Origin of the sequence: Streptomyces sp. ML-6 (assembly GCF_030116705.1) — a bacterium.
In the GTDB taxonomy this organism is placed as follows: Bacteria; Actinomycetota; Actinomycetes; order Streptomycetales; family Streptomycetaceae; genus Streptomyces.
In genome coordinates this window covers 2,620,009-2,646,862 of sequence record NZ_JAOTIK010000001.1, presented here as the reverse complement: position 1 = coordinate 2,646,862, position 26,854 = coordinate 2,620,009, and the positions used below count along the sequence as shown (strand labels likewise).

Sequence of the window (26,854 nt, the reverse complement as noted above, 5' to 3'; positions counted from 1 at the left end):
GGCCGGCATCGAACAGCCTGACCGAAGGCACGCGCCGAACCGGTGAGCACGGATCGCCAGCTGGAACGAACCAGTCGCAGGGTTCTCGACCCTCCATGAGCGGGAACCGACCCTATCGGCGCGGACACCGTCCGCCTCGGCATCGTCCCCCTCCACGCACCGGCGAAGGTTCCCCCGGCCAGCCGGCTTCCGGAGCTTCGACAACCGTCTCGCGGTCACCGAGCCCCGGCACGCCGAGGCGGGGCTCGAAGACTCGGACACCTTCGCCCCACGTACCAGCGCATGCGGCAGGCCTTGAGCAAGTACGCCACGTTCGGGAACCGAGGCCCGGCACATGATCGCCGGGGTGCGCCGGAGTCCTGCCGTGCGCCGACCGGCAGCCCGCTCCGTCCGGTACCGGTCTACGGGGCGCGCAAGGACGTGAGGAACTGTGCCCACGCGTTGTGGCATATGAACATGTGGGGGCCGCGGGGCTGCTTGGAGTCCCTTACGCCGACGGCTGATTGCAGGATTGCCACTTCGACGCACTCGGTGCCGCTGCCACCGCTGTAGCTGCTCTTTCTCCACCGGAGCCCGGTGGAGGAATGATTCGTCATGGGTGCATCTCCTTGCGATGCGCAGGCGGCCGGGGCCTGTGAGCCGGCTGCTGTAGGGCCTTCCCGCGAGGCGGAGCGAGATGTCACCCGCGCAGGAGGTCGGCTTGTCACGCGTCGATCTGTTGTTGTCGTATCGCGGTGAGGAACCCTGCCCACGATGCGTTGCCGAACATCAGCACCGGGCCGTCAGGTGCCTTCGAATCGCGGACCGCGGTGGCCCGGGGGAGACGGGCGGTCTCGACGCACTCGGTTGTGCTCGCGCCGCTGTACGACGACTTGAACCAGTGGAGGGGCGTCGATCGGTGCGGACATCTTCGCGAGGGTCAGCTTCCCGTCACGGAAGCGGAAACCGCTGGTGGTGTACTCGGCGGACTTCCGCGACTTCTTCCGCGACTTGAAACGCGGGTACTTCGCCCGCTTGCCGAAGAAGTTGGTGAACGCCGACTGCAAGTGCCGAAGCACTGTTGCAACGGCACCGACGACACCTCGTTGAGGTAGGCCAGTTCCTCGGTCTTCTTCCACACGGTCAGCATCGCCGACGTCTGGTTGCAGTTCACCCGCTCCTGCCGCGCCCACGCTTCGGTGCGGGCGACGAGCGCCAGGTTGTAGACCTTGCGGACACAGCCGAACGGGCGCGACAGCTCAGCCGCCTGCGCATCGGTCGGATGGAAGCGGTACTTGAACGCCCGCTTCACGCAAGTGGTCATGACTCACGAGCTACCGCGTCAATTTGTGACCGACAGGTCGTCGACGGTGGGCGCCGAATCACCCTGGCGGTGTTTCGGCTGCTCCTGTCCCGCTCCGCAGGGGTCCGATTCCTTCCTGGCCCGAAGGTCGGGGCATCCAGAGAGGGGCGCAATGAAAGAGACTGTTGCTGAACTCGGGCGCGTTACTCCCGTCCCGTCCCGACCGGCTCCGGCGTGCGACGAGTCGGCCCGAATGTGCGGCTTTCCGGCCGGGCATTGCTGGGGCCAAGCGGCGTGAGTCACAAGCCGGCGACGTAAGGGCACATACAAGACAGCCAGAAGTTTGGTGGGTCGGCGGGTGACGGGCGATGGGCGGCGAGTGACGGTCGGAGCCCCGTTCCGGCGGCCTCGAACCCCCCGACCCCAATCGTTATGTTGGGCCAGTGCGACAAATCGCAGATTGAGTGACATAGGTGCATCGATGCGCCTTGACGGACCCATCAGGCCGACGGAGGCTGAGGCGCCCCCACGGAAGCCCATCTCCCACCTGTTGGAATGTCTATGCGCTCACTCGCTTCCGCAGGCACGCTCGCGGCAGCCGTCGCCACGACGATGCTGCTGGCCCCTGCCGCCCATGCCACCCCTCCCGGCGACAACGGCACCGTGAAGATTCACGACGCCAAGACCGGTGAGGAGCTCCGTAAGAACGAGCCCCACGTGTGCACCTTCTACCTCGACGCCTTCGGGTTCGACGGTGGTCAGAACGTCGACTGGCGCATCGAGGCGTGGGCCCCGACCGCCGGTGTCAAGGGCGAGGTCGTGAAGACCGGCTCGCTGAAGCTCGACGCAGAGGGACACGGCCGTACGCCGGACCAGTCCCTGCCGGACGGCCACTACAAGCTGTTCTGGAACTTCGACGGCGAACATGGCCGCGCCAAGCACAAGGTCTTCTGGACCGACTGCGACGGGGAGACGCCCGGTGGCGGCAAGCCGTCGCCCTCCACCAGCGAGTCGACCCCCGCCACCCCGTCCTCCCCGCCCTCCTCCCCGTCGGCCCCGTCCTCCGGCCCGGCGAAGCCGAGCGGAGAACCCACCCCGTCCACCCCCGGGGGCACCGTCCCCACCCCGCAGGCCTCCGTCTCCTCGCCGCCCGCGTCGGCCTCGCCGTCGCCGTCGTCGTCCGAGCCCACCAAGGGTGACCTCGCCGAGACCGGCACGGGCGCCCCCGTCGGCCTGCTCTCCGCAGCCGCCGCCGCCCTCGTGGCAGCAGGCGCCTACCTGGCCCTCCGCCGCCGCAAGGCCCAGCAGCACTGACGAGCCCACCGCTCCACCTGCCTTTGAGGCCCACTGCCCCCGCCCTCCGCCATGGAGCGCGGGGGCAGTGCCGTGCGCGGCCGGCATCGCACGGTTCGACCGAAGGCGTGTGCTGAACCGGTGAGCACGGATGACCGGAAGGCCCGGGCAGCTCTGGGCGCCGGGAGCTCCGCGTTACGTGCCCCGGCGGACGACTCACCGGCTCGCAACCGGCTGTACGTCCCGGACGGGCGCAGTCCAGGGGCGGCGCACTGGAAAACGGCCGACGGACAACAGCCCGCAAGGACCTGCCACCCGCTCCGGATGAAGTGGCAGGAGTGGCTGCACCGCCCGGGAAAGAAACTCCACGCCCTGATGCGGGAAGCCGCACCGCACACCACGATCTGCCCGCCCCGCATGCTCGCCGCCCACCTGGACCGCCTGGCCGGCACCATAGGCATGGTCACCGCCCGCCTTGGAACCGTCCCCCGCCATACACCGGCGAAGTTCCTCCGGCCAACGGCTTCCGGAGCTTCGACAACCGCCTCGTGGGCACTGCGGACTGCCCCACAGAGCTGCGTCTCGAAGCCTCCGACACCAACGCCACGCACCAGCGCGTGTGGCAGACCTTGAGCGAGTCCACCGTGTTCGGAGCCGAGGCCCCACGCGTGACCACCCGGGTGCACCGGAGTCTTGCTGTGCGTTGACTCACCGCCGCAGCCTGGAACTTGCTGCCTGGCCCCGATTGCCAGCCAAGACGATAGCTCTGGTCGCGTGTGCCTGCGGCGCCCTCCTTACACGGGCCGCCGCAGGCTTCGTACGAACTCGTTCCAGACGCTTCGCTGGACGGCTACATGCGGCCCTTCGGGGCGCTTTGAGTCGCGCACGCCGACGACGGTTGCCAGGTTGGCTACCTCGACGCACTCGGTGCCGCTGCCACCGCTGTACGACGACTTGAACCAATGCACGTTCTCGCAGTTCATCAGAGCTCCCTGCAGACTTGATCCAGGAACGCGGCAGACAGATCGATGTCCAACGCCTGCGCACGCAAGTACTCGAACGCCAATCTATAGCGCACAAGCTCCGGCTGCTTCTCCATGAAGAGTCCACCGCCGATGATGTCCACGTATACGACATCGAGTTCGGGTGCGGGGCCGCCAAGGACGACGAAGCTACCTACTGCCGCGGCGTGAGCGCCTGCCTTGAACGGCAGTATCTGCACAGTGACATGGGGCTGAGAAGCCTGCGCGGAGAGGTACTTCAACTGCTCGCGCATCACGTCGCGGCCACCCACGACGCGACGGATGACAGCCTCGTCAATCACCGCCCAGATGTGTGGGGGATCGGTCCGAGTGAGGAGATCCTGCCGCTTCATGCGGATGTCCACCATGTGGTGGATCTCCTCCTCTGTACACCGCATCTCTGACGCACGATGGACTGCCTCTGCATACGCTCGTGTCTGGAGTAGGCCGGGTACGTACATGCAGGCGTAGTGGTCTTCCCTGACCACCTCGTCTTCAAGAGTCAGCATGAGATTCATTGACTCGGGGATCGGGTCCGCGAGTGAGTGCCACCAACCCTGGACGCGCGCTCCCTTGGCCAGGTCGACCAGCAATTCACGTTCCTGGTCAGGAGCACCGTACGCGCGGCATAGGGCATCGACCACTGGCCACTTGACCGTGCCTTCCTTCGTTTCGTAGCGGCTCAAGGTCGCCTTGGAGATGCCTACCTGAGCCCCGGCCTCTTCCAGCGTGAGGCCCTTGCGGTCGCGGAGGCGGCGCAGGTCTGCGCCCAGTTGGCGCCTGCGGGTGGTTGGTCCGACTGGCATGGCTTGGTCCTTCGTGTTGATCCCCAGAGGGTGCATTGTGCGGGGCGCATTGAGCAAGACAGCGCACTTTGGGGGCGTGCGTCGTTTCTACGTGCTCCCACACACCTCTAGTGAGAGTTCCATTTTGAGAGTTCCAGTGACAGGGTGAGTGGCATCGGTACACACGGTGACCACAGAGGCGGAGGGGTGATCGACTTGAGTGAGTGTCGGTTTGGAGTAGACAGAAAGGCGTGGGACCTGGAGTTCCTGGCTGAGGCGGAAGAGCTCGCCGGTCTGCGGCGAGTGATGCGGTTACACCTGGAACTGTGGGGCCTGACAAGGGTCGTTTATACGGCGCAGCTCTGTGTCACCGAGCTGGTCACAAATGTGATCCGTCACGTAGGCCCGGGAACACCCTCACGCCTCGCTGTTTCTATGAACGGTGCTCGGCTTCGCATTGAGGTGCACGATCCCGACCTGGGAGCGTTGCCCACGCTCGTTAGGGCGACAGGGGAGGATGAGGATGGGCGAGGCATGGCCCTTGTGAACGGAGTCGCGGAGCGCTGGGGGGTCGTTCTGCGTGGTGATTCCAAGGCCACATGGTGCGAACTGGGTACCGGCCTCCGGTCGTCGAGCGATCACACCGATGGTCCTCAGGTGGCCAAAGCAGAGGCGCTGCTGGGATTCTGTGGACTGACATCTGCTCAAGTGGACTCACGGCCGGGGCGAGTGAATCTGGCTGTGGGCAAGGACATGGCGATTGGGCTCATCGCCGATCTTCTGCACTGGCTCAGTGCCCATGGATATGACCCGGACGACGCTTTGGAGCACGCTCAGATGAGGTTTGGAGAGAGCTGAGAGAGAAGTGCTGCAGACCTTCCGGCCCGACAGGCGGCGGGCCGGAAGGACATTATTTTCCGTTCAAGTCACCCCGTGGCAATGGTCGAGTAGGTCCACACGTCGGCTGGCATCTCGTGAAGAAGATTCCAGACGATTCCCATGGGCTTACTGCCCTTGTGCTCCATGTACTCGGCAGGACCAAGGAGCATCCATGGCTGAGGTCCGCCGATGTCCGTCTTCTTGTAGCGGCGGACGAAGAGGAGGACGTGGGTGCCCTTCTCTTTGTGGGTCTGGTAGCGGATTCCAGTGGGGGACGTTTCTGAGGTCTGGTTCTGCGACTCCCAGTGGAACTGGTGCTCGTTCCGGGCGTAGTCCTTGTAGCGAGTCTCTGGGGAGAAGTCCTTCTCGTCCTTTTCAAGGGTGATGAGTAGTGCATCGGTCTGGATGTCCTCGCACCACTTCACCCCCTCGCGGAAGTGACCGGGCATAAAGCCACCGACGTAGGACTGCCCGAGGGCGGGGAGGATCTCTTCGCGGCTATACGCGGCGTGCACTGACAGTGGCAGGCTCGCATGCTCGCCGAGTAGGGGGACGGGCACGTGGTCAGCCTGGTCTAGAACATGAGCGAGGACCTGGCTGAGCTCGTCACGGAAGGCGTGCTGCGGGCGAAGAGCGTCGAAGCCCTCCTGGTAGCTGTTGAATCCGCCGCCCAACGGCCACAAAGAGAAGAAGAACATGCGGGCGAAGGCCTGCTCTTGTTCGCTGAGTTCGCTGTATGTGGGGGCATCGTCGGCGAGAAGCTTGCTGTACGCAGCGACTCGAAGAGGGTCGTCAACGTGCAGGAAGGCTGAGACACGCTTCAGCAGTGAGGATTCTCCATCCGGTCCGGAATCAGGGAGGAGCTTTGCTCTGCGGAGCAGGCCTGTCCAGGAGTTTCCGTTACCCCGGTACAACTCCTTGAGCTCGCGGCGGCTCTCTTGGAGGTACTTGGCGAGCTTGGGCTCAGCGTAGTCGGCGACCTCGCGCGCGAGCTGATTGACGTTGACGCTGATCTGACTGCGGATGTTGTCAATGATCAGGTGCTTGGCCTTCGGCTCAAGGATGATCTGGCAGCCAGAGGGCAGCTGTGGGAAGTCGTGCTCAATGTTGGCGAGCAGACGGTTGCGAGTGAGGTTGGTCAGCGCACGGAACTGCTCCTCGAAGCGGAACTCCTTGCGGTGCTGGCCGATGAAATCCAGGACGGTTAGGACAGCCTTGTCCTCTGTTCGGCGCAGGCCTCGCCCCAGCTGCTGGAGGAACACGGTGGCGCTGGAAGTAGGACGCAAGAGAAGCAGGGTGTCGACATCGGGGATGTCGAGTCCCTCGTTGAACAGGTCAACAGAGAAAATAACTTGGATTGTTCCTGTTTTGAGCTGTTCCAGAGCACTTTTGCGCTCGTCACGTGGGGTCTCGCCCGACAGCGCGACGGCGTTGAGGCCGGCTCGACGGAAGAAGTCGGCCATGAAAATTGCGTGTGCGACCGAAACGCAGAAGCCCAGGGCGCGCATCGAGCCCGGATCGGTAACCTTGTCCCGCACGGCTTGCACGACGAGCCTGGCTCGCGCGTCGTTACCAGTGAAGAGATTGCTGAGGTCCGTGGAGTCGTACGAACCGCGCTTCCAGGCGATAGCACTCATGTCGGTGTTGTCGGTGACACCGAAGTAGTGGAAGGGGCTGAGCAGATCGTTCTCCAGGGCTTCCCAGAGGCGCATCTCTGCTGCGATCCGGCCGTCAAAGAACTCGTCTTGGATGTTCAGCCCATCCGTGCGTTCCGGGGTCGCAGTAAGACCGAGAAGTTCCTGCGGCTCGAAGTGATCCAGGATCCTGCGGTACGTCGGGGAAGTGCCGTGATGGAACTCGTCAATCACGATGACGTCGAAGTGGTCTGGGGCGAGGCGGTCTAGCGCACGTGAGTTGAGTGACTGGACGCTGCCGAAGACATGCTTCCAGTCATCGGGGATCTCCCCTCCGACGAAGAGTTCACCGAAGTTCGCGTCCACCAACACGTTTTGGTAGACGCGCAGAGACTGTTCCAGGATTTCCTTGCGATGAGCGACGAAGAGCAGCCGCAGGTCACGCCCTAGCGTCTGCTGCAGGCGTTTAAAGTCCAAGGCCGCCATCACTGTCTTGCCCGTCCCAGTGGCGGCAACAAGGAGGTTGCGGTGCCGATCATGGACGATGCGTTCCACTTCGAGGCGTTCAAGCATGTCGCGCTGGTGAGGGTAAGGGCGGACCTCAAGCCCAGAGAGCGTGATGACAGGGACTCCGCTCCGGCTGGAGCCGCCTGCCTGAGCAAGTGCCTCATCGAGTCGTGATGCGTCACTGTCGGGGTCGTACGGTTCGAAGGAGCGATCGTTCCAGTAGGCGTCGAATGTTGCCTCGAACTTGCGGATGACAGGAGGAGTGGCAACTGACGACAGCCGCACGTTCCATTCGAGACCGTCGAGCAACGCCGCCTTGGACAGGTTCGAGCTGCCTACATACGCGGTATCGAAGCCACTGTCACGCCGGAAGAGCCACGCCTTGGCATGCAGACGCGTCGATCGGAGCTCGTAGTTAACCTTCACCTCAGCGCCGAATTCGCGGACCAGACGGTCAAGCGCACGACGCTCGGTGGCCCCGATGTAGGTGGTTGTCAGCACACGGATGGGAACGCCGCGCTCACGTGCGGAGGAGAGCGACTGCTCAAGTACTCGCAACCCGTGCCACTTCACGAAGGCGCAGAGGAGATCAACGCAGTCTGCCGTAGCCAGTTCGGCTCGCAGCTCGAACCCCAGGCTCGGATCTTCGGGAGAGTTGGTGATCAGCGCTGTTTCGGAAAGGGGTGTCGCCGGACGAATCGCGTAGACACCAGGAGCTTCTTGCTCTGCGACTGCCAGCAGCTGCCGGGGTCCTTCGATGACGAGATCGACCCACTCAGTGGCACCTTCGATGGTGCTGAGGGAGTCCAGGATGTGGTTGGCAGCGACCACCTGCTCCGCAGGTGAGAGACCTTGGAAGACTCTACGCACGACGCTTGCGATGTGGCGCGTCAGCACGTTCGGCGCAGATTCAGCGCCAACTACTTCATCGATGGAGCGCCAGCCTGCGGAGTCAAACTGCTTCATGCGGTCTTCGAGGCGTTGGGTGATCAGCGTCTCGTAGAGCCCCACAACCGGGGCCGTGTTGTCTGCAGAGCCGTTAGGCACGACCGATTCCCCCTCGTCCCATTGCTATGCGTGCAGTTGTATCAAGCAGGGCCGACAAAGCACTGCCCGTCTATGACCTGAGAGCCTTCAGACGCCGCCCGTCATGTCCAGGACGTAGCGGAGCCCCGGGCGGTCGCTCAGCCAGATCTCTTCTCCCGTGGGGATGAAGCCCGCGCGGGTCAGGACCGTGCGGGAGGCCGTGTTGTCGAGGGCGGTTGCCGCGTGGAGGGTGGTGAGGCCGTACTCCGTGGCGGCCAGGGTGCAGAGGTGGCGGACGGTGGCGGTGGCCAGGCCCCGCTTGGTGGCCTTCTCGGCCATGCGGAAGCCCAGCTCCGCGGAGCCGTCCGTGACGTCGACCAGGTTGAACCGGCCCAGCACCTCCCCCTCGGTGTCCACGAGGAGGTGGAAGTGGCAGAGACCCTCGGCCTGCTCGGCGAGCCGGGCGGCGTGCAGGGCGTCGAAGTCGGTGAAGTAGGCGTCGCCCCGGTCCGGTACGGATGCGGCGAAATACGTGCGGTTCTCCTGCTCGAACGTGAGCAGGGCGGGGGCGTGGTCGGGGCGGAGGCGTTGAAGTTCGGGCATGGCAGAACCATATGCATTTCGCGTTGTTCGGGGGATTTCTTTGTTCGTGGGGCTCCGGGAGCGAGTGGTGGCCGCCTGGCTGTCGGGGTGTGCGCCCCTGTGTGTCCGTTCGCGCAGTGAGGGTGCCCGTTGAGGCAAGTCCCGTTGTAAATAACGGAGTTGCTCTTCCTCAGGCCCTTCGGGTCTCCGTATGTTTCTCCTTGGTGTGTTGTGCCGACACGGCGGAGTACGTGGTAGCGGACGGGCCGGGAGGGTGGATGCGGGCGGTTCCGGAGAAGGACCCCGCCCCTGCCCGTACCGAGGTCTCGCGTACGGAGGTTTCGCGTACGCAGGCCCCTGCGCCGAAGCGTCCGGTCGGTGACCGCCCCGCCCCCGTCCCCGGCGCCGATCCCCGCGGCCTTCAGCGGCTTCAGATGGCGGCGGGCAACCGGGCCGTGTCCCGCCTGGTGGCCCAGCGCTACACCGCCCCGGTCAAGCCCTCCCCCGCCCAGGCGCCGGGTTTCCGGCGGGTGAAGGCGGACGTGGCGGCGAAGAAGGTCCGCCTGGCCGCGCACGTCCCCGCCGCCGCCGAGTCGAGGTCCGCGCAGGACGCCGCCGTCGCACCCCCGGACGACAGGGAGGCGCAGGGCAAGGCGGCGAACGCGGAGAAGATGAACGACGCGAAGCCCGGCGAGTTCGACAAGCGGGCGTTCATCGACGCGGTGAACAAGGCGATCGACGCGCAGGCGCCGAAGAATCTCGACCAGGCCGACAAGTTCTCCAAGTCGGGCAGGGCCGACCGGATCAAGGACGAGGTCGACGGGAAGGTCAAGGACGGCAAGGACTCCTCCGCCAAGGACATCGACACCGCCACCAAGGCCCCGCCCGACACGGCGGCGGCCAAGGACAAGCCGGTCACCCCGATGACCCCCGACCAGGCCCCCGCCAACCCCGGCGCCCCCTCCGCCACAGACGCCATCCCGGACAAGCAGCCCGCCGCCGTCACGGACTTCTCCGCCGGCCCGGCCGCCAACGACCAGGCCATGGCCGACGCCGAGGTCACCGAGGAGCAGCTCGCCCGGGGCAACGAGCCCGAGTTCGACCAGGCCCTGGCCGCGAAGAAGAGCGCCGAGACCGACTCCGCGAAGGCCCCCGCCAGGGGCAGGACGGCCGAGAGCCGGCAGCTGAACGCGGCGAAGGCCAACGCCGCCGCCTCCGGCGCCCAGGCCATCAACACCCTCACCGCCACCCGTGCCACGGCAGGCAAACAGGTCGACGGCGGCAAGGGCGAAACCAAGTCCAAGGACGAGAAACGGCGCGCCGAGGTCACCGCGAAGCTGCAGAAGGTCTACGACGGAACGAAGAAGGACGTCGAGGAGACCCTCTCCGGCCTGGACAAGAAGGTCGACACCGCGTTCACGCAGGGGGAGAAGGCGGCCCGCGACGCGTTCACCGCCGACCACAAGCGCCGCATGAAGAAGTACAAGGACAAGCGCTATTCGGGCATGTTCGGCGGTGCGAAGTGGGCCAAGGACAAGCTGCTGGGCATGCCCAAGGAGGCCAACGCCCTCTTCCAGGAGGCCCGCAAGCTCTACGTCGCGAAGATGCAGACCGTCATCTCCTCGGTCGCCGACCTCATCGGCACCGAACTCGGCCGCGCCAAGGCCCGCATCGCCAAGGGCCGCACCGAGCTGAAGGCCGAGGTCGACAGACTCCCCGCCGACCTCAAGCAGTTCGGGCAGGAGGCGGCGAAGGACTTCGCGGGGAAGTTCGACGACCTGGAAACCACCGTCAACGAGAAGTCCGAACAGCTCGTCCAGGACCTCGCCCAGAAATACACCGCCGCCCTGAACAAGGTCGACGAGGAGATCAAGAAGCTCCAGGAGGCCAACAAGGGCCTCGTCGACAAGGCCAAGGACGCCATCGTCGGCGTCCTCAAGACCATCAACGAACTCAAGAACCTCCTCCTGGGCATCCTCGCCAAGGCCGCCTCCGCGATCATGAAGATCATCAAGGACCCCATCGGGTTCCTGAGCAACCTGGTCAAGGCGGTCGGCGCCGGACTCAACCTCTTCGTCACCAACATCGCCACCCACCTCAAGACCGGCCTCGTCTCCTGGCTGCTGGGCACCGCCGTCAAGGCCGGACTCGAACTCCCGCAGAAGTTCGACCTGAGGGGCATCATCCAGCTCATCGGCTCACTCCTGGGCCTGACCTGGGACAACATCCGCGCCCGCATCACCCGCAAGGGCGTCCCCGACCAGGCCATGACCGCGGTCGAGTCCTCCGTCCCCGTCGCGAAGAAACTCGCCACCCAGGGCCCCGCGGGCGCCGTCGAGGAGATCCAGGCCGAGGCCGGCGACCTCAAGGCCACCATCCTCGAAAAACTCACCAGCTACCTCATCCCCACCGTCCTCATCGCCGGCATCACCTGGATCCTCTCCCTCCTCAACCCCGCCTCCGCCTTCGTCCGCGCGGTCAAGGGCATCATCGACATCGTCACGTTCATCGTGAACCAGGGCGCCCAGATCGCCGACTTCGTCAACGCCGTCCTCGACGCCGTCATCGCCATCGCCAACGGCGGCACCGCCGGCGTCCCCAAAATGGTCGAAACCGCCCTCGCCACCAGCATCCCCCTCCTCATCGGCTTCCTCGCCGCCCTCCTCGGCATCGGCAACCTCGCCCACAAGGTCAAATCCGTCTTCCACGCCGTCGCCAAACCCGTCAACCGCGCCATCGACAAACTCGTCGACCTCATCGCCAGAAAAGGCAAAGCCCTCTGGAACAAACTCAAGGGCAAGGACAAGAACGGCAAGGACGGAAAAGGCGAGAAGCCCGGACAGGACAAGAACAAGAACGAGGGCAAGGGGAACGAGCGGCAGGCCATCGCCGAGTCGTCGAAGCTTCTTTCCGAGAACCCCGCCAAGGCGGATGCCCTCGACGGGATCTCCGCGATCGCCAGGCGGAACAAGGTCCCCTCGCTCCATCTGGTCAGCGAGAGCAGGACGGACCACTACGAGAAGGTGCACGTTCAGACGATGACCACCCCGAGCTACCAGCTCGGGCCGGCGCCGCCGTACGTGGCGCACTCCCTCGGTCAGCTCATCAATGTGTTCCAGAACATGTCCGACGACGACCTGTGGCGCTACTCCTTGGAGCAGAATCGTTTCCATCCTGCCGAGAACGCGAACGATTCCGCTGTGCGCGCAGAGCACGCGCGGAGAAGGCTGCGTTCCAAGCACAACCTGGACCGGCCCTTCCTCGATGCCGTGCTCAGCGTTCACGACGGCCTGCAGCCGCGGTTCAACACGCTGCGGGGAGAAGAGGGGCTCGGCGGCCACACCTATCAGAAGCACATCAAGGGCAAGGGCTATCTCGCAGGGTTCACCATCTCCAACGGCCGTACGGTCACCGGCGCCAAGGCCGCGCTCGCCGTACGTCTGATAGAGGGGTATCCGGGAGAAGGAGTTCCGCCCCGCTCCAGCTATTTCGAAAGCCTCTCGGAGGCGGATGGGGCGATTTCCGGGTGGCTGCAAGGGAATTGGCGCAACTCGATCAGATACCTGGTGGCCAAGGGCGGGAACCCCGCGCCGAACTTCCCGTCCGGAGTCGGGTTCGCCCTGGTGCTCAACAGTGCGGTGCCGGGCGCGGGGAACAAGCTCCCGCGATGGCTCGGCGGCACCTATCGGGGCCCTCTGTACCCGGGTGACCAGCGTGCCGAGCAGCCGGGCCTGCCACCTCTCACCGTCACTGAGGGGTCTTCGCGAGTTCTGGTGGTAATACGGAGCGATACGGGCATTCCGCAAGGCTGGTACATCCACACGTCTTACCCGAACAAGTGATAATTGACCGGGCAGGTGTTTTCTGGTGCCACCGAGAAAGCGTCGCAGCAAGCAAACGGAGGAGTACGGGTCTCCGGGTGATCCATACACCGGAGACTCGCCCGGAATCGAATGCTTCATCTCGTGGCTACGGGTCTACTGCCTGGACACCTCCCCGGGCGAGGCCCGAGCCTCCTGGCGTGCGATGGTCGGCCGGAGTCCGGATCAGGCGGCCGACGAGCTCCGGTGCGTCACGGCCGTGGCGGACAACCCGCCGGCCGATCTGGTTCCGGTCATGAAGCAGTACGGATCCGTCTATCTCTACCGCAAGAAGAAACACGTCCGTGTGCCGTTCAGCGACGCGGAGTATGTCGAATGGCTGCGAGGCATGGTGCACGATTTCCGCGAAATCGCGGAGGGAGCGGGCCCGGGGCCGCGTTGAGCGACACGCGTGCTCGACGCGGCCCCAGCCCCGGGACGCCGGTGCTTCACTCGCCGCCGTGACACTCCCGGTAGGGCCGGTCCGAGCCGCACCAGCAGGGGGCGTTGCGGGCCGGGGGCCAGGGGACCGCGCGGCCCCGGGCGGCGAGGGTGGTGGCGTACTGGGGGAGGAGTTCGGGGGCGGTGGGGGAGACGGCCTCGGAGGCGGCGAACGCCTCGTACGACGGGACCGTGCCGGTCACGAGACCGAGGTTGGGGGTGCCGGCCCGGTGGAGGTCCCGCAGGGCGGCCTCCAGGCGGGCCAGGTGCTCGGGGTGGGAGGGGTACTCGTCGCGCAGTCGCGGGTACGCGGTGAGGAGTTCGTCGAGCTCGGCGCTCGGCCAGTGCAGCAACGCGACCGGGAACGGGCGGGACAACTCCGTGCGGTACGCGCCCAGTTCGGCGCGCAGGCGGGTGATCTCGGCGCGGAGCTCGCCCGGGTCCGAGGAGCCCAGCGACCACAGGCGCTTGGGGTCGTGGAGTTCGTCCAGCGGGACGGCGGCCGTGTGGACGGTGTCGGCCAGTGTGTCCCACGCGTCGTGGTCGGCGCCCATCAGCCGGCGCACCCGGTGCCGGCCGAACAGCAGCGACCGGGTGGCGTACGGGACCTCCTCGCCGGGGGTGAGGAGCAGCGTCAGCGCGGTCGAGAAGCAGTCGTGGGCGGCTTCGAGCTCGTCGTGGTTCTCCAGGGTCCCGGCCGTGACCTCCCAGGCGGCGGGGTCGAGCGGGGCCGCGGCGCGGATGCCCTCGATGATCGCGCGGGCCTCCGCCTCGTGGCCGTACTCCCACAGGTTGGCCGCGTTCAGGGCCTTGACCAGGTGGGGGTGGTCGAGGTCGGGGGAGCCGAGCAGTTCGCCGTAGAGGGTGGTGGCGCGGGCGCGGTCGCCGGCGAGTTCCAGATGGGCCGCGGCGCGCAGGAGCAGCGGCTCGCGGTCCTCGGGATACCGCGCCGCGGTGCGCAGCAGGCGCTCGGCTTCGGTGGTGTGGTCGGCAGGCGTGTCGGGGCGCATGAATCACACCGTACTGCTGTACGGCTCCTGGGCGGAGGGGCGTTCGGGCCCTGGAGAGTTACGGGTGATGGGCCTATCGTGCGGGCCGTGCGGGAGCGGATACCGGTTGTGGTGCAGCGGAACCCGTGGGGGCGGAGGGCCGTCGCGCGCGGGCTCTGGACGGCTGCCGAGGTGGTGGTGACCCTCGGTGTCGTCCTGTTGTTGCTCGTCGTCCACCAGCTGTGGTGGACGAACCGGCAGGCCGGTGCCGGGGCCCGGGACGAGGTGCGGGCCCTCCAGCGGCAGTGGGCGGAGGACGAGGGGGCCGGTGAGGGGGAGGGGGACGGGCGGGAGGAAGTGGAGGGAGAGGCGGGGGAGGCAGGAGAGGCGGTTCGTGGTTCCGGTGGGCATTCCGGCGGCGGGCGGGCCGCGTCCGGGCCTCACCGGGACCGGGCGTACGCCGTCATCCGCATCCCCCGGATCGGGCTCGCCGCCCCCGTCGCGCAGGGGGTCGGCAAGCGCGGCGTCCTCGACAAGGGGTACGTCGGGCACTATCCGGGCACCGCGCAGCCCGGCCGGCCCGGGAACTTCGCGCTCGCCGGGCACCGCAACACGCACGGCGAGCCCTTCCGGTACATCAACCGGCTGCGGCGCGGGGACCGGATCGGCATCGAGACCCGGGACGCCGTCTACACGTACACCGTCGACCGGACGCTCGCCCGGACCGGCGCCCACGACAGCGGGGTCATCGCGGCCGTACCGCGCAGCGTCGTGAAGCCGTCCGCCGGGTACGACACGGCCGGCAGCTATGTGACGCTCACCACCTGCACGCCCGAATTCACCTCCCGGTACCGGCTCGTCGTGTGGGGAAGGCTCACGGATGTCCGGATGCGGTAGGGGTGTTTGACGCGGCAGTCGGCCGTCCGACGCGGCAGCCGGGCGCCTGGAGCGGAGGGGCCGGATGCCCGGACGCGGGGGCCGGGCCGCACTAAGGTTCCCTGACGTGCTCAGACGACGTCCGCAGTTGTTGTGGTTGCTGGTTCCCTACGTGCTCCACCTGGGGGCGCTGCCGCTCGTGAACCGGGTCCGGCCGGTGGTTCTCGGGCTGCCGTTCCTCTTCGTGTGGCTGCTCGGGGCGACCCTGCTGACCCCCGTCGCCGTATGGCTGACCCGGCGGGGGGACCGCCGGTGAACGCCACGGTCGCGACCTCCGTCTTCGGGGTCTTCATGGTCGTCACCGTCGCCCTCGGCCTGCTCGCGACGCGCGGCCGGCGGAAGGGGAGCGGGAGCGGGGAGGGCGGCGGCCTCGCCGAGTGGTCCGTGGGCGGGCGCAGCCTGGGGACCGTCTTCATCTGGGTGCTGATGGCCGGCGAGGGCTACACCAGCTTCAGCTACCTGGGCGCCGCGGGATGGGGCTACAACTACGGGGCGCCGGTCCTGTACGTGGTGGCGTACATGTCGTGCGGGTACGCCGTCGGCTACGTCGTCGGACCGATGCTGTGGGCGTACGCGCGCAGGCACGGGCTCGTCGGGATCACCGACATGGTGGCGCACCGCTTCGGCCGGCCCTGGCTCGGCGCCCTCGTCGCGGTGCTCGCGACCGTCTTCCTGCTGCCGTACATCCAGCTCCAGATCACCGGCATGGGCGTGGTCGTCTCGACCATCTCCTACGGCGCCATCGGCCTGAACCAGGCGTACTTCATCGCCTTCGCCGTCACCACCGGCTTCGTCGTGGTGAGCGGGCTGCGCGGCAGCGCGTGGGTGTCGGTGCTCAAGGACGTCCTCGTGATCGCCACGCTCGGCTTCCTCGTCGTCTACGTGCCGATGCACTACTTCGACGGGTACGGGCCCTTCCTCGACCGGCTCGTCGCGGAGAAGAGCGAGTGGCTGACCTTCCCCGGGCACGGGGACAGCGGGCTCGGGCAGGCGTGGTTCATCACCACCTCGTTCCTGAACTCCCTCACCGTGGTGATCTTCCCGACGACCGTCGCCGGTTACCTCGGCGCGAAGAACGCCGACGTGCTGCGCCGGAACGCGATGCTGCTGCCCGCCTACAACGTGCTGCTCTTCGTGCCGATGCTGCTCGGCATGGCGGCCCTCTTCGTCGTGCCGGGGCTGGCCGGGGCCGAGTCCAACCTGGCGCTCTTCGAGCTGGTCGTGGACTCGCTGCCGGCCTGGACCGTCGGTCTCGTCGGGGTGGCGGCGGCGCTCTCCTCGATCGTGCCGATGGCGGTCTTCATGCTGGTCATCGGCACGATGTGGGGACGCAGCGTGCTCTCGCTCGTACCCCGGTGGGAGCGGCGACAGAAGGGCGCCGCGCAGGTGGTGGTCGTGGCCGCGGGGAGCCTGGCGCTGCTGCTCACGTACACCGCCCCGAACACCCTGGTGCGGCTCTCCCTCATCTCGTACGAGGGGATGGCCCAACTGCTCCCCATGGTGCTGCTGGGGTTGGTGTGGCGGCGGCTGACCCTGCTCGGGGCGATGAGCGGGCTGGTCGTCGGGGTGGGGGCGGTGTGCGGGTTCGTGTTCACGGACAACGACCCGGTGTGGGGGGTGAACGCGGGCATCGTGGCGCTCGGCGCCAACCTCGCCGTCGCGCTCGCCGTGACGTACGCGGGGCCGCGCGAACGCGACGACCGGCCGGACGACGAGGTGCTGGCCCGGGACGAGACCGGGCCCGTGGCGCGGGACACGGAGCCCGGCGACGGGGACGGGGGCGGCAGTGGCAGTGGTGGTGACGGCGGTGGTGACGGCGACGCGGTCCGGACGGGTACGGGTACGGGGGCGGCGGGCGCAGGCACAGGGGCGGGTACAGGAGGTTGACGTGTCCGGGTCGGGAGACGGTACCGAAGGCGGATGGCGCTGTCGGACCCATCGTGTATAACGGCTGGAGAGCCGAACGCAAGCACGCACGCGGGCACACACATGTGTGAACGGGGAGAAGAGGGGAGGGACCGATGACCGGGGACACGAATCGTCTGCGCGATGGTCTCGCCCGGCTGCTCCGCCCCGCCGGACTGCTGCTCTTCCTCGTCACCGAGGTCCTGCTCGCCGAGGGCGGCAGCCTCTCCGCCGCGGTCGCGCTCGCCGCCACCGCCGCGGCCGGTTCCGCGCTCGCCGTCGCCTCGCTCATCAGCGCCCGCTGTGCCGCCCCGGTGCCCCGCACCCGGGTCCGTACCGCCATCCGGGACCGGGAGAGACGCACCGCGTTCCTGCCGCAACGAGACCCGGACGCCAAGGGGCGCAGACGCCCCCGAGCCCCCGGCCGCGCCCTCCCGACGGCCGCGTAGGGGTTCGTTCACGCCGGTGGGTGCCGAAGCAGGTGCCCGTCGACCGTCGCAGTCGCCCCTGCGGTTCGTCATGCCGATCACGTACTTCCCCCGGCACGACGAGACCCTCGGAGGGCTCCCCCATGTCCGTTTTCATGTCTGCGTTCGCCGCCTTGGTCGGCGCCCTGGCCGACGCGTTGGAACCGCTGTTCCAAAGCGCGTCCGCAGCCGCCGCCATCGTGCTGTTCACCGCGCTCGTACGGCTTGCCGTGCACCCTCTGTCGCGGGCCGCGGCGCGCGGGCAGAAGGCCCGCACCAGGCTCCAGCCGCAGATCGCCGAACTGCGCAAGAAGCACGGCAAGAACCCCGAGCGCATGCAGCGGGCGCTCATGGAACTGCACAAGAAGGAGAAGGTCTCGCCGCTCTCCGGCTGCCTGCCCAGCCTGTTGCAGATGCCCGCCTTCTTCCTCCTCTACCACCTCTTCTCCAGCAGCACGATCGGCGACGAGCCCAACGAACTGCTCGGCCACCAGCTCCTCGGCGCCCCGCTCGGCGAGCGCTGGCACGACGCGCTCTCGCACGGCGGGCCGTTCGGCGAGCAGGGACTGGTCTACCTCGGCCTGTTCGCGATCGTCGTCGCCGTGGCCACGTTCAACTACCGGCGCACGAAGCAGCAGATGGCCGCCAACCCCGTCACCCCGGCCACCGGCCCCGACGGGCAGCCGGTCCCGGGCATGGGCGCGATGACGAAACTGATGCCCCTGATGTCCTTCGCCACGCTCTTCACCGTGGCCTTCGTACCGCTCGCCGCCGCGCTGTACGTCGTCACGAGCACCACCTGGACCGCGGTCGAGCGGGCCTTCCTGTACCGGGACGTGCCGGCCGCCGGTGCCGCCGCGGCCACCACCGGGTGAGCGGGCAAGGAGAGGAGGGGAGGGGAGGGGTGCCGGGGCTGGGCGTTGGGGCTGGGCGTCCCCGGCGGAGAGCCGGAGCACGAGTGCCCCGGTCCAGGTTGTGAACAGGGTCTTGCAGAGTGATCGGATGTCTTGGACGATCGGACAAGCCTGCGGTGGCCGCCACCCATCCGACGGGCTCGATCTCGACCAAGGGGAGAAAGACCGTTGAAGCTGCTTCGTGTGGGTACGCCGGGTGCGGAACGACCCGCACTGCTGGACGAGGACGGAACCCTGCGCGACCTGTCGGGAGTCGTCGCCGACATCGACGGCACACTGCTCGCCGACGCGTCCGCGCTCGCCCGGGTGCGGGCCGCCGCGTCCGCGCCCGGCGAGCTGCCCGAGCTGGACGCCGACGGGCTGCGGGTCGGGCCGCCGCTCGCCCGGATCGGCAAGATCGTGTGCATCGGGCTGAACTACCACGACCACGCCACCGAGACCGGCGCGGAGATTCCCACCGAGCCGATCCTGTTCTTCAAGGCGCCGGACACCGTCGTCGGGCCCGACGACCCGGTCCTGGTGCCGCGCGGCAGCGTCAAGACCGACTGGGAGGTGGAGCTCGCGGTCGTCATCGGGCGCACCGCCCGCTACCTGGAGTCCGCCGAGGAAGGGCTCGCGCACGTCGCCGGGTACGCGACGGCGCACGACGTCTCCGAGCGCGAGTTCCAGATCGAGCGCGGCGGCACCTGGGACAAGGGCAAGAACTGCGAGACGTTCAACCCGCTGGGGCCGTGGCTGGTGACCGCGGACGAGATCCCCGACCCGCAGGCGCTGTCGCTGCGGCTCTGGGTCAACGGCGAGCTGAAGCAGGACGGCACGACGGCCGACCAGATCTTCCCGGTGGGCGAGGTGGTGCGCTACCTGAGCCACTTCATGACGCTCTACCCGGGCGACGTGATCAACACCGGCACCCCGGCCGGGGTCGCCCTGGGCCGACCCGAACCCAAGCCGTACCTGCGGGCCGGGGACGTCGTGGAGCTGGAGATCGAGGGGCTGGGGCGGCAGCGGCAGGAACTCAAGGACGCCTGACGGCGGGAGGGGCCGCGGGAGGGGCCGCGGGCGCGGTCCGGGGCGGTCTGCCGGAGGCCATGAAGGCGTAAAGATCGGAGGGGTGGGGTGCCGTGCGAGCGGCGCCCCACCCCTCCGTGGCGTTCAGCCGGCGAGCGTCGCCGCGAACCGCTCCAGCGCCTCGACCACCAGGGCGTGGTCCTCCGCCTGGGGCAGGCCCGAGACCGTCACCGAACCGATGACGCCCGCGCCCTCGACGGCGACGGGGAACGAGCCGCCGTGCGCGGCGTAGCCGCCCGGGTCCAGGCGCGAGGACTCCTCGAAGGTCGTTCCCTTCGCCCGGAACCGCATTCCGACCAGGTACGAGCTCTCGCCGTACCGCTCCACGACCTTGCGCTTGCGGTCGATCCAGGCGTCGTTGTCCGCGCTCGATCCCGGCAGCGCGGCGTGGAACAGCTGCTGAGCGCCGCGGCGGATGTCGATCGCGACCGGCGCGTGCCGTTGCCGGGCCATCGAGACCAGCAGGTCGCCGAGCGCGTACGCGTCGTCGTGGCCGAAGTGCGGCAGTGTCAGCCGGCGCTCCTGGGCGATGAGCTCGGAGATGGTCGGAGCGGTGGGGGTCATACGGGCTGCACCTCGGGGTCGGCGAAAGCGGATGCGGGGAGCGGTGTGGTGGGGGAGGACGGGGGTGGGGAGAGGGGGTGGTCAGGCGGGCAGGGACACGGTCACGCCCTCGCGGGCCGAGCGGCGGGCGGCCTCCAGGACATCAAGAGCCGCCGCGGCCTGGAAGGCGGTCACCGGATTGTCACCCTTTCCGCGCAGTGCGTCGGCGATCGCCGCGTAGTACGCCGGATAGTCGCCCGGCAGGCTGCGGACCGGGGTGCCACCTCCCGTCAGCGGGGACTCGCCCGAGCCGATCCGGCCCCACAGCTCCTCGGGCTCCTCGCCCCACGGCCGGTCGGCCGCCGCCGGACGGGCGCCCGCCCGCAGGTCGGCCTCCTGTGGGTCGAGGCCGTACTTCACATAGCCGGCGGACCGGCCCAGCACCCGGAAGCGCGGGCCGAGCTGCGCCGCCGTGGCACTGACGTACAGGTGCGAGCGGACCCCGTTCGCATGGGTGATCGCGATGAACGTGTCGTCGTCCGCGGCGGCGCCGGGGCGGCGCACGTCGGACTCCGCGTACACCCGCACCGCGGGCCCGAACAGCACGAGCGCCTGATCGACGACGTGGCTCCCCAGGTCGTACAGCAGCCCGCCGATCTCCTGCGGGTCGCCCGACTCGCGCCAGCCGCCCTTCGGCCGCGGGCGCCACCGCTCGAAGCGGGACTCGAAGCGCTGCACCTCGCCCAGCTCGCCGTCCGCGATCAGCCGGAAGAGGGTGAGGAAGTCGTTGTCCCAGCGGCGGTTCTGGAAGACCGAGAGCAGCAGCCCGCGCTCCTCGGCCAGGGCCGCGAGCCCGCGCGCCTCGGCCGCCGTGCCGGCGATCGGCTTGTCCACGACGACCGGCAGACCGGCTTCGAGCGCGGCGGTCGCGATCGGGACGTGGGTCCTGTTCGGCGAGGCGATCACGACCAGGTCGAGGTCGAGGTCGTCCGCGCGTTCCCACAGCTCCTGCGGCGACGCGGCGAACGCCACCTCGGGGAACTCGGCACGGGCCAGGTCCCGCCGCTCCTCGTTCGCGGTGACGACGGTGTCGAGGACGAGGCCGTCGGTCGCGGCGATCAGCGGGGCGTGGAAGACGGAACCCGCCAGGCCGTAGCCGACGAGTCCGACGCGCAGGGAGGGCCCGGACGGCTCGGAAACCCGGTGAGTTGCGGTGCCAGTCATGCCGACCACTTAAGCAACGCTGTTGCCGAAGTGCAAGCGACGGCGACAATGGGGTCGTGAACAGGAGCAACGGTGAACACGGCGAACAGGGTGAGCGGTGAACAGGATCAGCGGCGGCGCGAACCTGCCGATGCTGCGCGGCCACAATGCCGCGCTCGTGCTGGATCTGCTGCGGTCGGCGGGCGGGGAGGGCATCAGCAGGATCGAAATCGCCGAAGGCACGGGGCTCACGCCGCAGGCCGTCAGCAAGATCACGGCCCGGCTGCGGGCCGAGGGCCTGGCGACCGGGGCGGGCCGGCGGGCGTCCACCGGGGGCAAGCCGCGCACCGTGCTGCGCCTGGTGCCGGAGGCCGGACACGCGGTCGGCCTGCATCTGGACCGGGACGGGCTGACGGCGGTGCTCGTCGACCTGGCCGGCGCGGTCGTCGCGAGCCGCACCGCCCCGCTGGACCTCGGCGCCCCGGCGAACGAGGTGCTCACGGCCGCGGCGGACGCGGTCGCGGCGATACGGGGCGCGGTCACGGGTGCGAGTGAGGCTGCGGGCGCGGGCGCGAATACGGGGACGGGGGCGGGAAGCGGCGCGGGCGAGTGCGCGGGGCCGGGGACGGGGACGGGGGGTGGTGCGGGTTCGTGGGGAGGTGAGGAGCGGGGGCCGGAAGGCCGGGCGGTGCTCGGGGTCGGGGTGGCGGTGCCGGGGCCGCTGGACCACCGGGGCGGCGTGCTGCACCGGGTCACCGGGTTCCCGCAGTGGGACGGGTATCCGTTGCGGGACGCGCTCGCCGTACGGACCGGGCTGCCCGTCGTCGTGGACAAGGACACCAACGCCGCCGCCCTCGGGCTCGCCCTGCGGACGGCGGGCGGCGACGGCGCGGGGGGAGGTGGTGGCGCGGCGGACGGTGGCGACTTCGCGTATCTGCACCTCGGGACCGGGCTCGGCGCCGGGCTGTTCCTCGGCGGGGAGCTGCACCGGGGGGCCCGTACCGGGGCCGGTGAGTTCGGGCACCAGACGATCCGGCTGGACGGGCCGGAGTGCGGCTGCGGGGGGCGCGGCTGCATCGAGGCGCTCTGCCTCGCCGCCGTCGCCCGGGGCGATGTCGCCGAGGCGGCCCGGGTGCTGGGGACCGGCGCCGCCAACCTGGTCGGGCTGCTCGACATCGACCGGGTGGTGCTCGGCGGCCGTACCGTCGCGGCCGATCCCGACGCGTACGTACGGGGCGTGCGCGCCGTGATCGACGAGCGCACCCGGCGGGGCGGCATCGCGCCGGTGCCGGTCGCCGCCGTCGGGGGAGGGGACCGGCCGGTCGCGGAGGGGGCCGCCCAACTGATCCTGGCCCCGCTGTTCGGCCGGGCGGACGGCCCAGGCGGTGCGGACGGCGCGGACAGTGGGGATGGCGTGCATGGCGGGGGCGCGGGGCGCGAGGAGTGAGACGAGCGGGGCGGGGCGAACCATGAGGTTCAAGGGGCAGGTGAGCCGGAAGGGGGAACGCCACCGACACGCCGGAGGCTGGGCCGATCGAGCGGATTCGGGCAGCCGACCGGGCGGCATCGCAGCATGTCGGCGGGGAGCGCCTCGCGCGTGCGTGGCAGCGTCGCGGTTCCAGAACCGGTGAACTCCGGCCGTACGGGCCCGTGGGTGTCCGCGATGTCCTGGGCTGCCCGTGGGGCCCGGTCCGTGGCGCCCGACACGCCTGCCCGCGGTGTCGCCGGAATGCCCGAGCGGCTCTCCCCGCAAGGCCCTGAAGCGAAGGGCGGGGGACTTCCCGCCGGGGGCATCCGGCGCTTTTCGCCCGGGTGCGCCGGATGCCCAGGCCCCCCTCGGGCGAACGGCGACACGCCGCGGACGCCGCAGAAGCCGCGGCCGACCGCACAGCGAGCAGCGAAGGTGATCCCCAGATGTCCCCTGCACCACCCCCGTCCGGCACGCCCTCCGGAGTCCCCTCCACCCCCGGGACCTCCTCCGCCCCTGGGGCCGCCTCCGCTCCCGGAGCCTCCTCCGCCCCCGCTGCTGTCTCCACCACGAGTCCCGCCCCTACCTCCGTCCCCACCACGAATCCCGCCCCCGCTTCTGTCCCCACCACGAGTCCCGCCCCTACCTCCGTCCCCACCACGAATCCCGCCCCTGGCCCCGCTTCCATCCCCACGACGAGTCCCACCTCCGTCCCCGTGATCTCCGCCGCCTCCATCTCCGTGTTCGGCGCCCCGGGCCGTCCTCCCTCGCCCCCGCCGTCCCCCGGACGCACCCGGCACGGGCTCGCGCTCGGGCTGGCCGCGGCGAGCGTCGTTCCCGCCGTCGTCCTCGGCGGCACGTCCGCCTCCGCCGCCTCCGTCTCCTCGGCCACCCCGGTCTCGGCGCCGGAGAGCCCCGCCGCCGACCAGCAGTCCGCCTGCGGTGATCCGGCGGCGAGCGAGTTCCCGATCCGCACCCGTATCCACGGCGGCCGGGACACCTACGCGTCCGGCGGCGGTTACGGGACGTGGTTCCTGGAGCTGACCAACACCACCACCGAGCCGTGCCGGGCCATCCACCCCGTGCTCGTCCTCACCGACCAGGACCGGAGGCTGACCTCCGACCAGATCCAGCTGAAGTTCTCCGATCCGGCCCGGCCCGGTACGGAGCACCGCGTCACCTGGGAGACCACTGACCGGGACGAACACATCGGGGTCTTCGGGGGCGAGGACGGCGACGACTTCGCCGGCTTCACCGTCCCCGCCGGTGACACCCTCACCGTCCAGGTCCGGATGGCCTTCACCTCCGACACCCTCCCCGGGCGGATCACCGCCAACGCCGCGATCGTCCAGCGGCAGCGCGCGGGCGGCGACGGTACGACCGGCAAACAGGGCGGCGACGGTACGACCGGCAAGCAGGGCGGGGACGACGGGGCGTGGGTGGGCGAGTCCGACGACTATTCCTTCACCGTCGTCGACGACAGCCACACCGGTGACCTCGACGACTTTGACGACCTCGACGACCGATACGACCTCGACGACACCGGCGGGACGGACGAGTCCTGGCCCGACGACACCGCCGACATCGACACCGACGCCGACGCCGGCGACACGGCCGAGGCCGACGACGACACCCCGCGTCCGGTCGAGCCCGGTCGGCCCCCCGCCGGGGAGGATCCGCCGGAACTCGCCGAGACCGGGTCCGACCTCGCCCCGCTGTCCGGCCTCGCCGGGGCCGGTCTGCTGATCGGTGCCGGGGCCATGGTGATCCGGACCCGCCGCCCGCGCCGCCCCCGCCCATGAGCGGCCCGCCCCTGACCGGCCCGCCTCCGAGGGGCCACGCCCGTAGCCCGGAAACCCCTCGCACCCCGAGCAACTCCCGTACTCCGGAAGCTCACCGTCCCGCTCCTGAACGTTCATCCCCGTTCATGTCCGTCTGCCACCATCGGGCCGTGGACTACCCGCACGACCAGGCACCTGGCGCACCCATCCGTTCCGGCATCCCGGAGCACGGCCGCATCCCCAAGTACTACGCCGTGAAGGCCCGTGTCTCCGCGCTCGTGGAGGAGTTGGGCGAGGGCGGGATGCTGCCCACCGAACGCGACCTCGCCGAGCGGTACGAGGTCTCGCGCGAGACGGTGCGCCAGGCGCTGCGCGAGCTCCTGCTGGAGGGGCGGCTCGCCCGGCAGGGACGCGGCACGGTCGTCGCGGGGCCCAAGCTGGAGCAGCCGCTCTCGCTGGCGAGTTACACGGAGGGCGTGCGCCGCCAGGGCCGTACGCCGGGGCGCCACCTGATCGGACTGGAACGGTTCCCCTGCCCCGGGGCGCTCGCCCGCGACATAGGGGTGGCGCGCGGGGAGTCGGTCTGGCACCTGGAGCGGGTGCTGCTCGCCGACGACGAGCGGGTCGGGCTGGAGAGCACGTACGTCTCCGTCGCCCGAGTGCCCCACCTGGACCGGGACTTCGACCCCGACTCGTCCTTCTACGCCTATCTCCGCGACCGGCTCGGGATTCCCTTCGGGGACGCCGACGAGCGGATCGAGACCGTGCTCGCCACACCGCGCGAGGCGCTGCTCATCGGCACCCCGCCCGCGCTGCCCATGCTGCTGATGCACCGCATCTCGCGCGACACGGACGGCAAGCCGCTGGAACGCGTGCGGACCCTCTTCCGGGGCGACAGGTTCTCCTTCACCGCGCACCTGGGCGCGCAGGACGGGCACTGAAACACTTCCCCACCCGCCCCGGCGAGCGGTCGCAGTAGCGGCTCCACCTGGCCGGACATCCCACTTCGAGCCGGCCGAACACCCCACTTCGATAACGGGAATGTAACGGGTCTAGGCCAACTTTGAGGTCCAGTTCACCAACCCGTTGCCGTACGGATCAGTCCGGTCCACCGGTCCCGAGGAGCGTGGCCGTCGTGAGAGTCATCGTCGTAGGAGCCGGCGTGGTGGGAACCATGCACGCCTGGCACGCAGTGAACCGCGGCCACGAGGTCGTACAGATCGAGCGCGAGAGCGAGGCGCGCGGGGCATCGCTCCGCAACTTTGGACAGATATGGGTCAGCGGCCGGGCCGGCGGCGAGGAGCTGGAGACCGCGCTGCGCGCCCGTGAGCTGTGGGAGGGCATCGGGGCACGGGTCCCGGAGCTGGGCTTCCGGGCCTGCGGCTCGCTCACCCCGCTCCGTACCGAGCTGGAGATCGCGGTCGCCGATGCGGCCGTCGCCCGGCCCGACGCGGGGGCGCGCGGCTACAAGCTGCTCACCGCCGACGAGGCCCGCGCGATCAACCCCGCGCTGCGCGGTGACTTCACCGCCGCCCTGTGGTGCGAGCGGGACGCGGCGGTCGAGCCGCGCACCGCCCAACTGGCCCTGAAGAAGGAACTGTTGAAGTCGGGCCGGTACGCGTTCCTCGGCGGGCGCGAGGTCCGCGAGGTGGTGGGCACCGCCTCCGTCCGCGACGACCACGGCGACGTGCACACCGGCGACGCCGTGATCCTGGCCACCGGCGCCTGGCTCGGCGGCCTCGTCCGCGAACTGGCCGGCCCCGACCTCCCGGTGCGCCGCGTCCGGCTCCAGATGATGCAGACCGACCCGCTCGGCGAACCGCTCACCACCTCCGTCGCCGACGCGGACAGCTTCCGCTACTACCCGGCGTACCGGAGCGGGGCGCTCGACGCCCTCAACGCCGAGCAGGCGCAGGCCCCCACCGCGGCGGCGCACGGGATGCAGCTGCTGATGGTGCAGCGCCGCGACGGCGGACTGACCATCGGCGACACCCACGAGTACGAGCACCCCTTCTTCTTCGACACCGTCGAGGAGCCGTACGAACACCTCACCGGGGTCGTCGAGTCCTTCCTCGGCCGCCCGCTGCCGAGGATCCGCCACCGCTGGGCCGGGGTCTACGCCCAGTGCACCGACACCAGCCGGGTCGTCCACCGCCAGCAGGTGCGGGACGGCGTCTGGCTGGTCACCGGACCGGGCGGCAGGGGCATGACCTGCTCGCCCGCGATCGCCGAAACGACCGCCGACGAACTGGGCTGGTGAAGAAGTTGA

22 protein-coding genes and 3 pseudogenes are annotated in these 26,854 nt (G+C 69.2%); 15 read left to right on the top strand and 10 right to left on the bottom strand.

Annotated elements, in window-relative coordinates; genetic code table 11:
• Positions 1 to 401: 401 nt before the first annotated feature.
• From OCT49_RS11430 to OCT49_RS11420, 3 genes and pseudogenes are all read right to left on the bottom strand, one after another.
• Positions 402 to 596 (bottom strand): DUF397 domain-containing protein, encoded by a 195-nt coding sequence (locus tag OCT49_RS11430; RefSeq protein WP_283851778.1) that lies wholly within the window; start codon positions 594 to 596, stop codon positions 402 to 404.
• Positions 597 to 703: 107 nt separating this feature from the next.
• Positions 704 to 874 (bottom strand): annotated as a pseudogene (locus OCT49_RS11425) (DUF397 domain-containing protein); the annotation flags it as partial.
• Between the two features lie 16 nt (positions 875 to 890).
• Positions 891 to 1,303: pseudogene (locus tag OCT49_RS11420) on the bottom strand (RNA-guided endonuclease InsQ/TnpB family protein); the annotation flags it as partial.
• A 540-nt stretch (positions 1,304 to 1,843) separates the two neighbouring features.
• Between OCT49_RS11420 and OCT49_RS11415 the strand changes: the two are divergent.
• The gene (locus OCT49_RS11415; protein WP_283851777.1) at positions 1,844 to 2,596 is read left to right on the top strand and encodes an LPXTG cell wall anchor domain-containing protein; all 753 of its coding nucleotides are present in this window, start codon (positions 1,844 to 1,846) and stop codon (positions 2,594 to 2,596) included.
• Between the two features lie 773 nt (positions 2,597 to 3,369).
• On the opposite strand, the gene OCT49_RS11405 is transcribed toward OCT49_RS11415, so the two are convergent.
• The gene (locus tag OCT49_RS11405) at positions 3,370 to 3,558 is read right to left on the bottom strand and encodes a DUF397 domain-containing protein (protein WP_283851776.1); all 189 of its coding nucleotides are present in this window, start codon (positions 3,556 to 3,558) and stop codon (positions 3,370 to 3,372) included.
• The gene (locus tag OCT49_RS11400) at positions 3,558 to 4,403 is read right to left on the bottom strand and encodes a helix-turn-helix domain-containing protein (RefSeq protein ID WP_283851775.1); all 846 of its coding nucleotides are present in this window, start codon (positions 4,401 to 4,403) and stop codon (positions 3,558 to 3,560) included. Before OCT49_RS11400 ends, OCT49_RS11405 begins: the two co-directional genes overlap by 1 nt.
• A gap of 285 nt (positions 4,404 to 4,688) precedes the next feature.
• Between OCT49_RS11400 and OCT49_RS40085 the strand changes: the two are divergent.
• Positions 4,689 to 4,886 (top strand): annotated as a pseudogene (locus OCT49_RS40085) (ATP-binding protein); the annotation flags it as partial.
• Between the two features lie 30 nt (positions 4,887 to 4,916).
• Positions 4,917 to 5,240, top strand: coding sequence for a hypothetical protein (locus OCT49_RS40080; protein ID WP_502963497.1), 324 nt, complete (start codon positions 4,917 to 4,919; stop codon positions 5,238 to 5,240).
• A 68-nt stretch (positions 5,241 to 5,308) separates the two neighbouring features.
• Here OCT49_RS40080 and OCT49_RS11390 read toward each other — a convergent pair whose 3' ends face one another.
• Both OCT49_RS11390 and OCT49_RS11385 read right to left on the bottom strand, forming a co-directional pair.
• Positions 5,309 to 8,368, bottom strand: a complete 3,060-nt coding sequence (locus OCT49_RS11390; protein WP_502963459.1) for a DEAD/DEAH box helicase — start codon at positions 8,366 to 8,368, stop codon at positions 5,309 to 5,311.
• A 168-nt stretch (positions 8,369 to 8,536) separates the two neighbouring features.
• Positions 8,537 to 9,031 carry a GNAT family N-acetyltransferase gene (locus tag OCT49_RS11385; protein WP_283851773.1) on the bottom strand — a complete coding sequence of 165 codons (495 nt, stop codon included), beginning with the start codon at positions 9,029 to 9,031 and terminating at the stop codon, positions 8,537 to 8,539.
• Positions 9,032 to 9,288: 257 nt separating this feature from the next.
• Between OCT49_RS11385 and OCT49_RS11380 the strand changes: the two genes are divergently transcribed.
• Together OCT49_RS11380 and OCT49_RS11375 are read left to right on the top strand one after the other, a co-directional pair.
• Entirely contained in the window at positions 9,289 to 12,852 is a 3,564-nt protein-coding gene (locus OCT49_RS11380; protein ID WP_283851772.1) for a hypothetical protein, read from the top strand.
• Between the two features lie 238 nt (positions 12,853 to 13,090).
• Positions 13,091 to 13,273, top strand: coding sequence for a hypothetical protein (locus tag OCT49_RS11375; protein ID WP_283851771.1), 183 nt, complete (start codon positions 13,091 to 13,093; stop codon positions 13,271 to 13,273).
• A gap of 46 nt (positions 13,274 to 13,319) precedes the next feature.
• Here the strand turns inward: OCT49_RS11375 and OCT49_RS11370 are convergent, their stop codons facing one another.
• Positions 13,320 to 14,321 carry an SEC-C domain-containing protein gene (locus OCT49_RS11370; RefSeq protein ID WP_283851770.1) on the bottom strand — a complete coding sequence of 334 codons (1,002 nt, stop codon included), beginning with the start codon at positions 14,319 to 14,321 and terminating at the stop codon, positions 13,320 to 13,322.
• A gap of 78 nt (positions 14,322 to 14,399) precedes the next feature.
• On the opposite strand from OCT49_RS11370, the gene OCT49_RS11365 reads away from it, so the two are divergent.
• The 6 genes from OCT49_RS11365 to OCT49_RS11340 all read left to right on the top strand — a co-directional run bounded on the left by OCT49_RS11365 (position 14,400) and on the right by OCT49_RS11340 (position 19,551).
• Positions 14,400 to 15,197, top strand: coding sequence for a class E sortase (locus OCT49_RS11365; protein ID WP_502963359.1), 798 nt, complete (start codon positions 14,400 to 14,402; stop codon positions 15,195 to 15,197).
• Positions 15,198 to 15,333: 136 nt separating this feature from the next.
• The gene (locus OCT49_RS11360; RefSeq protein ID WP_349632825.1) at positions 15,334 to 15,492 is read left to right on the top strand and encodes a DUF3311 domain-containing protein; all 159 of its coding nucleotides are present in this window, start codon (positions 15,334 to 15,336) and stop codon (positions 15,490 to 15,492) included.
• Positions 15,489 to 17,123 (top strand): sodium:solute symporter family protein, encoded by a 1,635-nt coding sequence (locus OCT49_RS11355; RefSeq protein ID WP_283851767.1) that lies wholly within the window; start codon positions 15,489 to 15,491, stop codon positions 17,121 to 17,123. The genes OCT49_RS11360 and OCT49_RS11355 overlap by 4 nt, the downstream gene beginning before the upstream one ends.
• A gap of 134 nt (positions 17,124 to 17,257) precedes the next feature.
• Positions 17,258 to 17,590, top strand: a complete 333-nt coding sequence (locus OCT49_RS11350; protein WP_283851766.1) for a DUF6412 domain-containing protein — start codon at positions 17,258 to 17,260, stop codon at positions 17,588 to 17,590.
• Between the two features lie 122 nt (positions 17,591 to 17,712).
• Positions 17,713 to 18,483, top strand: a complete 771-nt coding sequence (locus OCT49_RS11345) for a YidC/Oxa1 family membrane protein insertase (protein WP_283851765.1) — start codon at positions 17,713 to 17,715, stop codon at positions 18,481 to 18,483.
• A gap of 207 nt (positions 18,484 to 18,690) precedes the next feature.
• Positions 18,691 to 19,551 (top strand): fumarylacetoacetate hydrolase family protein, encoded by an 861-nt coding sequence (locus OCT49_RS11340; RefSeq protein ID WP_283851764.1) that lies wholly within the window; start codon positions 18,691 to 18,693, stop codon positions 19,549 to 19,551.
• Between the two features lie 123 nt (positions 19,552 to 19,674).
• On the opposite strand, the gene OCT49_RS11335 is transcribed toward OCT49_RS11340, so the two are convergent.
• Together OCT49_RS11335 and OCT49_RS11330 are read right to left on the bottom strand one after the other, a co-directional pair.
• Positions 19,675 to 20,154, bottom strand: a complete 480-nt coding sequence (locus OCT49_RS11335; protein WP_283851763.1) for a heme-degrading domain-containing protein — start codon at positions 20,152 to 20,154, stop codon at positions 19,675 to 19,677.
• Positions 20,155 to 20,235: 81 nt separating this feature from the next.
• Positions 20,236 to 21,357, bottom strand: coding sequence for a Gfo/Idh/MocA family oxidoreductase (locus OCT49_RS11330; protein WP_283851762.1), 1,122 nt, complete (start codon positions 21,355 to 21,357; stop codon positions 20,236 to 20,238).
• Between the two features lie 130 nt (positions 21,358 to 21,487).
• On the opposite strand from OCT49_RS11330, the gene OCT49_RS11325 reads away from it, so the two are divergent.
• The 4 genes from OCT49_RS11325 to OCT49_RS11310 all read left to right on the top strand — a co-directional run bounded on the left by OCT49_RS11325 (position 21,488) and on the right by OCT49_RS11310 (position 26,845).
• Positions 21,488 to 22,783: an ROK family transcriptional regulator gene (locus tag OCT49_RS11325; RefSeq protein WP_283855754.1), complete on the top strand. Its 1,296-nt coding sequence runs from the start codon at positions 21,488 to 21,490 to the stop codon at positions 22,781 to 22,783.
• A gap of 737 nt (positions 22,784 to 23,520) precedes the next feature.
• The gene (locus OCT49_RS11320) at positions 23,521 to 24,606 is read left to right on the top strand and encodes an LAVTG motif-containing sortase-dependent surface protein (protein WP_283851761.1); all 1,086 of its coding nucleotides are present in this window, start codon (positions 23,521 to 23,523) and stop codon (positions 24,604 to 24,606) included.
• Between the two features lie 149 nt (positions 24,607 to 24,755).
• Positions 24,756 to 25,526: a GntR family transcriptional regulator gene (locus tag OCT49_RS11315; protein WP_283851760.1), complete on the top strand. Its 771-nt coding sequence runs from the start codon at positions 24,756 to 24,758 to the stop codon at positions 25,524 to 25,526.
• Between the two features lie 194 nt (positions 25,527 to 25,720).
• Complete coding sequence (locus OCT49_RS11310) at positions 25,721 to 26,845, top strand: TIGR03364 family FAD-dependent oxidoreductase (RefSeq protein WP_283851759.1); 1,125 nt, start codon at positions 25,721 to 25,723, stop codon at positions 26,843 to 26,845.
• The last annotated feature ends 9 nt before the right edge of the window (positions 26,846 to 26,854 follow it).

Excerpts from the sequence above, each read along its gene's own strand:
- OCT49_RS40080 (WP_502963497.1), top strand. The coding sequence starts at position 4,917 with ATGGCCCTTGTGAACGGAGTCGCGGAGCGCTGGGGGGTCGTTCTGCGT.
- OCT49_RS11370 (WP_283851770.1), bottom strand. The coding sequence starts at position 14,321 with ATGCGCCCCGACACGCCTGCCGACCACACCACCGAAGCCGAGCGCCTG.
- OCT49_RS11335 (WP_283851763.1), bottom strand. The coding sequence starts at position 20,154 with ATGACCCCCACCGCTCCGACCATCTCCGAGCTCATCGCCCAGGAGCGC.
- OCT49_RS11325 (WP_283855754.1), top strand. The coding sequence starts at position 21,488 with ATGCTGCGCGGCCACAATGCCGCGCTCGTGCTGGATCTGCTGCGGTCG.
- OCT49_RS11415 (WP_283851777.1), top strand. The coding sequence starts at position 1,844 with ATGCGCTCACTCGCTTCCGCAGGCACGCTCGCGGCAGCCGTCGCCACG.
- OCT49_RS11430 (WP_283851778.1), bottom strand. The coding sequence starts at position 596 with ATGACGAATCATTCCTCCACCGGGCTCCGGTGGAGAAAGAGCAGCTAC.
- OCT49_RS11345 (WP_283851765.1), top strand. The coding sequence starts at position 17,713 with ATGTCCGTTTTCATGTCTGCGTTCGCCGCCTTGGTCGGCGCCCTGGCC.
- OCT49_RS11390 (WP_502963459.1), bottom strand. The coding sequence starts at position 8,368 with ATGAAGCAGTTTGACTCCGCAGGCTGGCGCTCCATCGATGAAGTAGTT.
- OCT49_RS11380 (WP_283851772.1), top strand. The coding sequence starts at position 9,289 with ATGCGGGCGGTTCCGGAGAAGGACCCCGCCCCTGCCCGTACCGAGGTC.
- OCT49_RS11405 (WP_283851776.1), bottom strand. The coding sequence starts at position 3,558 with ATGAACTGCGAGAACGTGCATTGGTTCAAGTCGTCGTACAGCGGTGGC.
- OCT49_RS11385 (WP_283851773.1), bottom strand. The coding sequence starts at position 9,031 with ATGCCCGAACTTCAACGCCTCCGCCCCGACCACGCCCCCGCCCTGCTC.
- OCT49_RS11400 (WP_283851775.1), bottom strand. The coding sequence starts at position 4,403 with ATGCCAGTCGGACCAACCACCCGCAGGCGCCAACTGGGCGCAGACCTG.
- OCT49_RS11350 (WP_283851766.1), top strand. The coding sequence starts at position 17,258 with ATGACCGGGGACACGAATCGTCTGCGCGATGGTCTCGCCCGGCTGCTC.
- OCT49_RS11330 (WP_283851762.1), bottom strand. The coding sequence starts at position 21,357 with ATGACTGGCACCGCAACTCACCGGGTTTCCGAGCCGTCCGGGCCCTCC.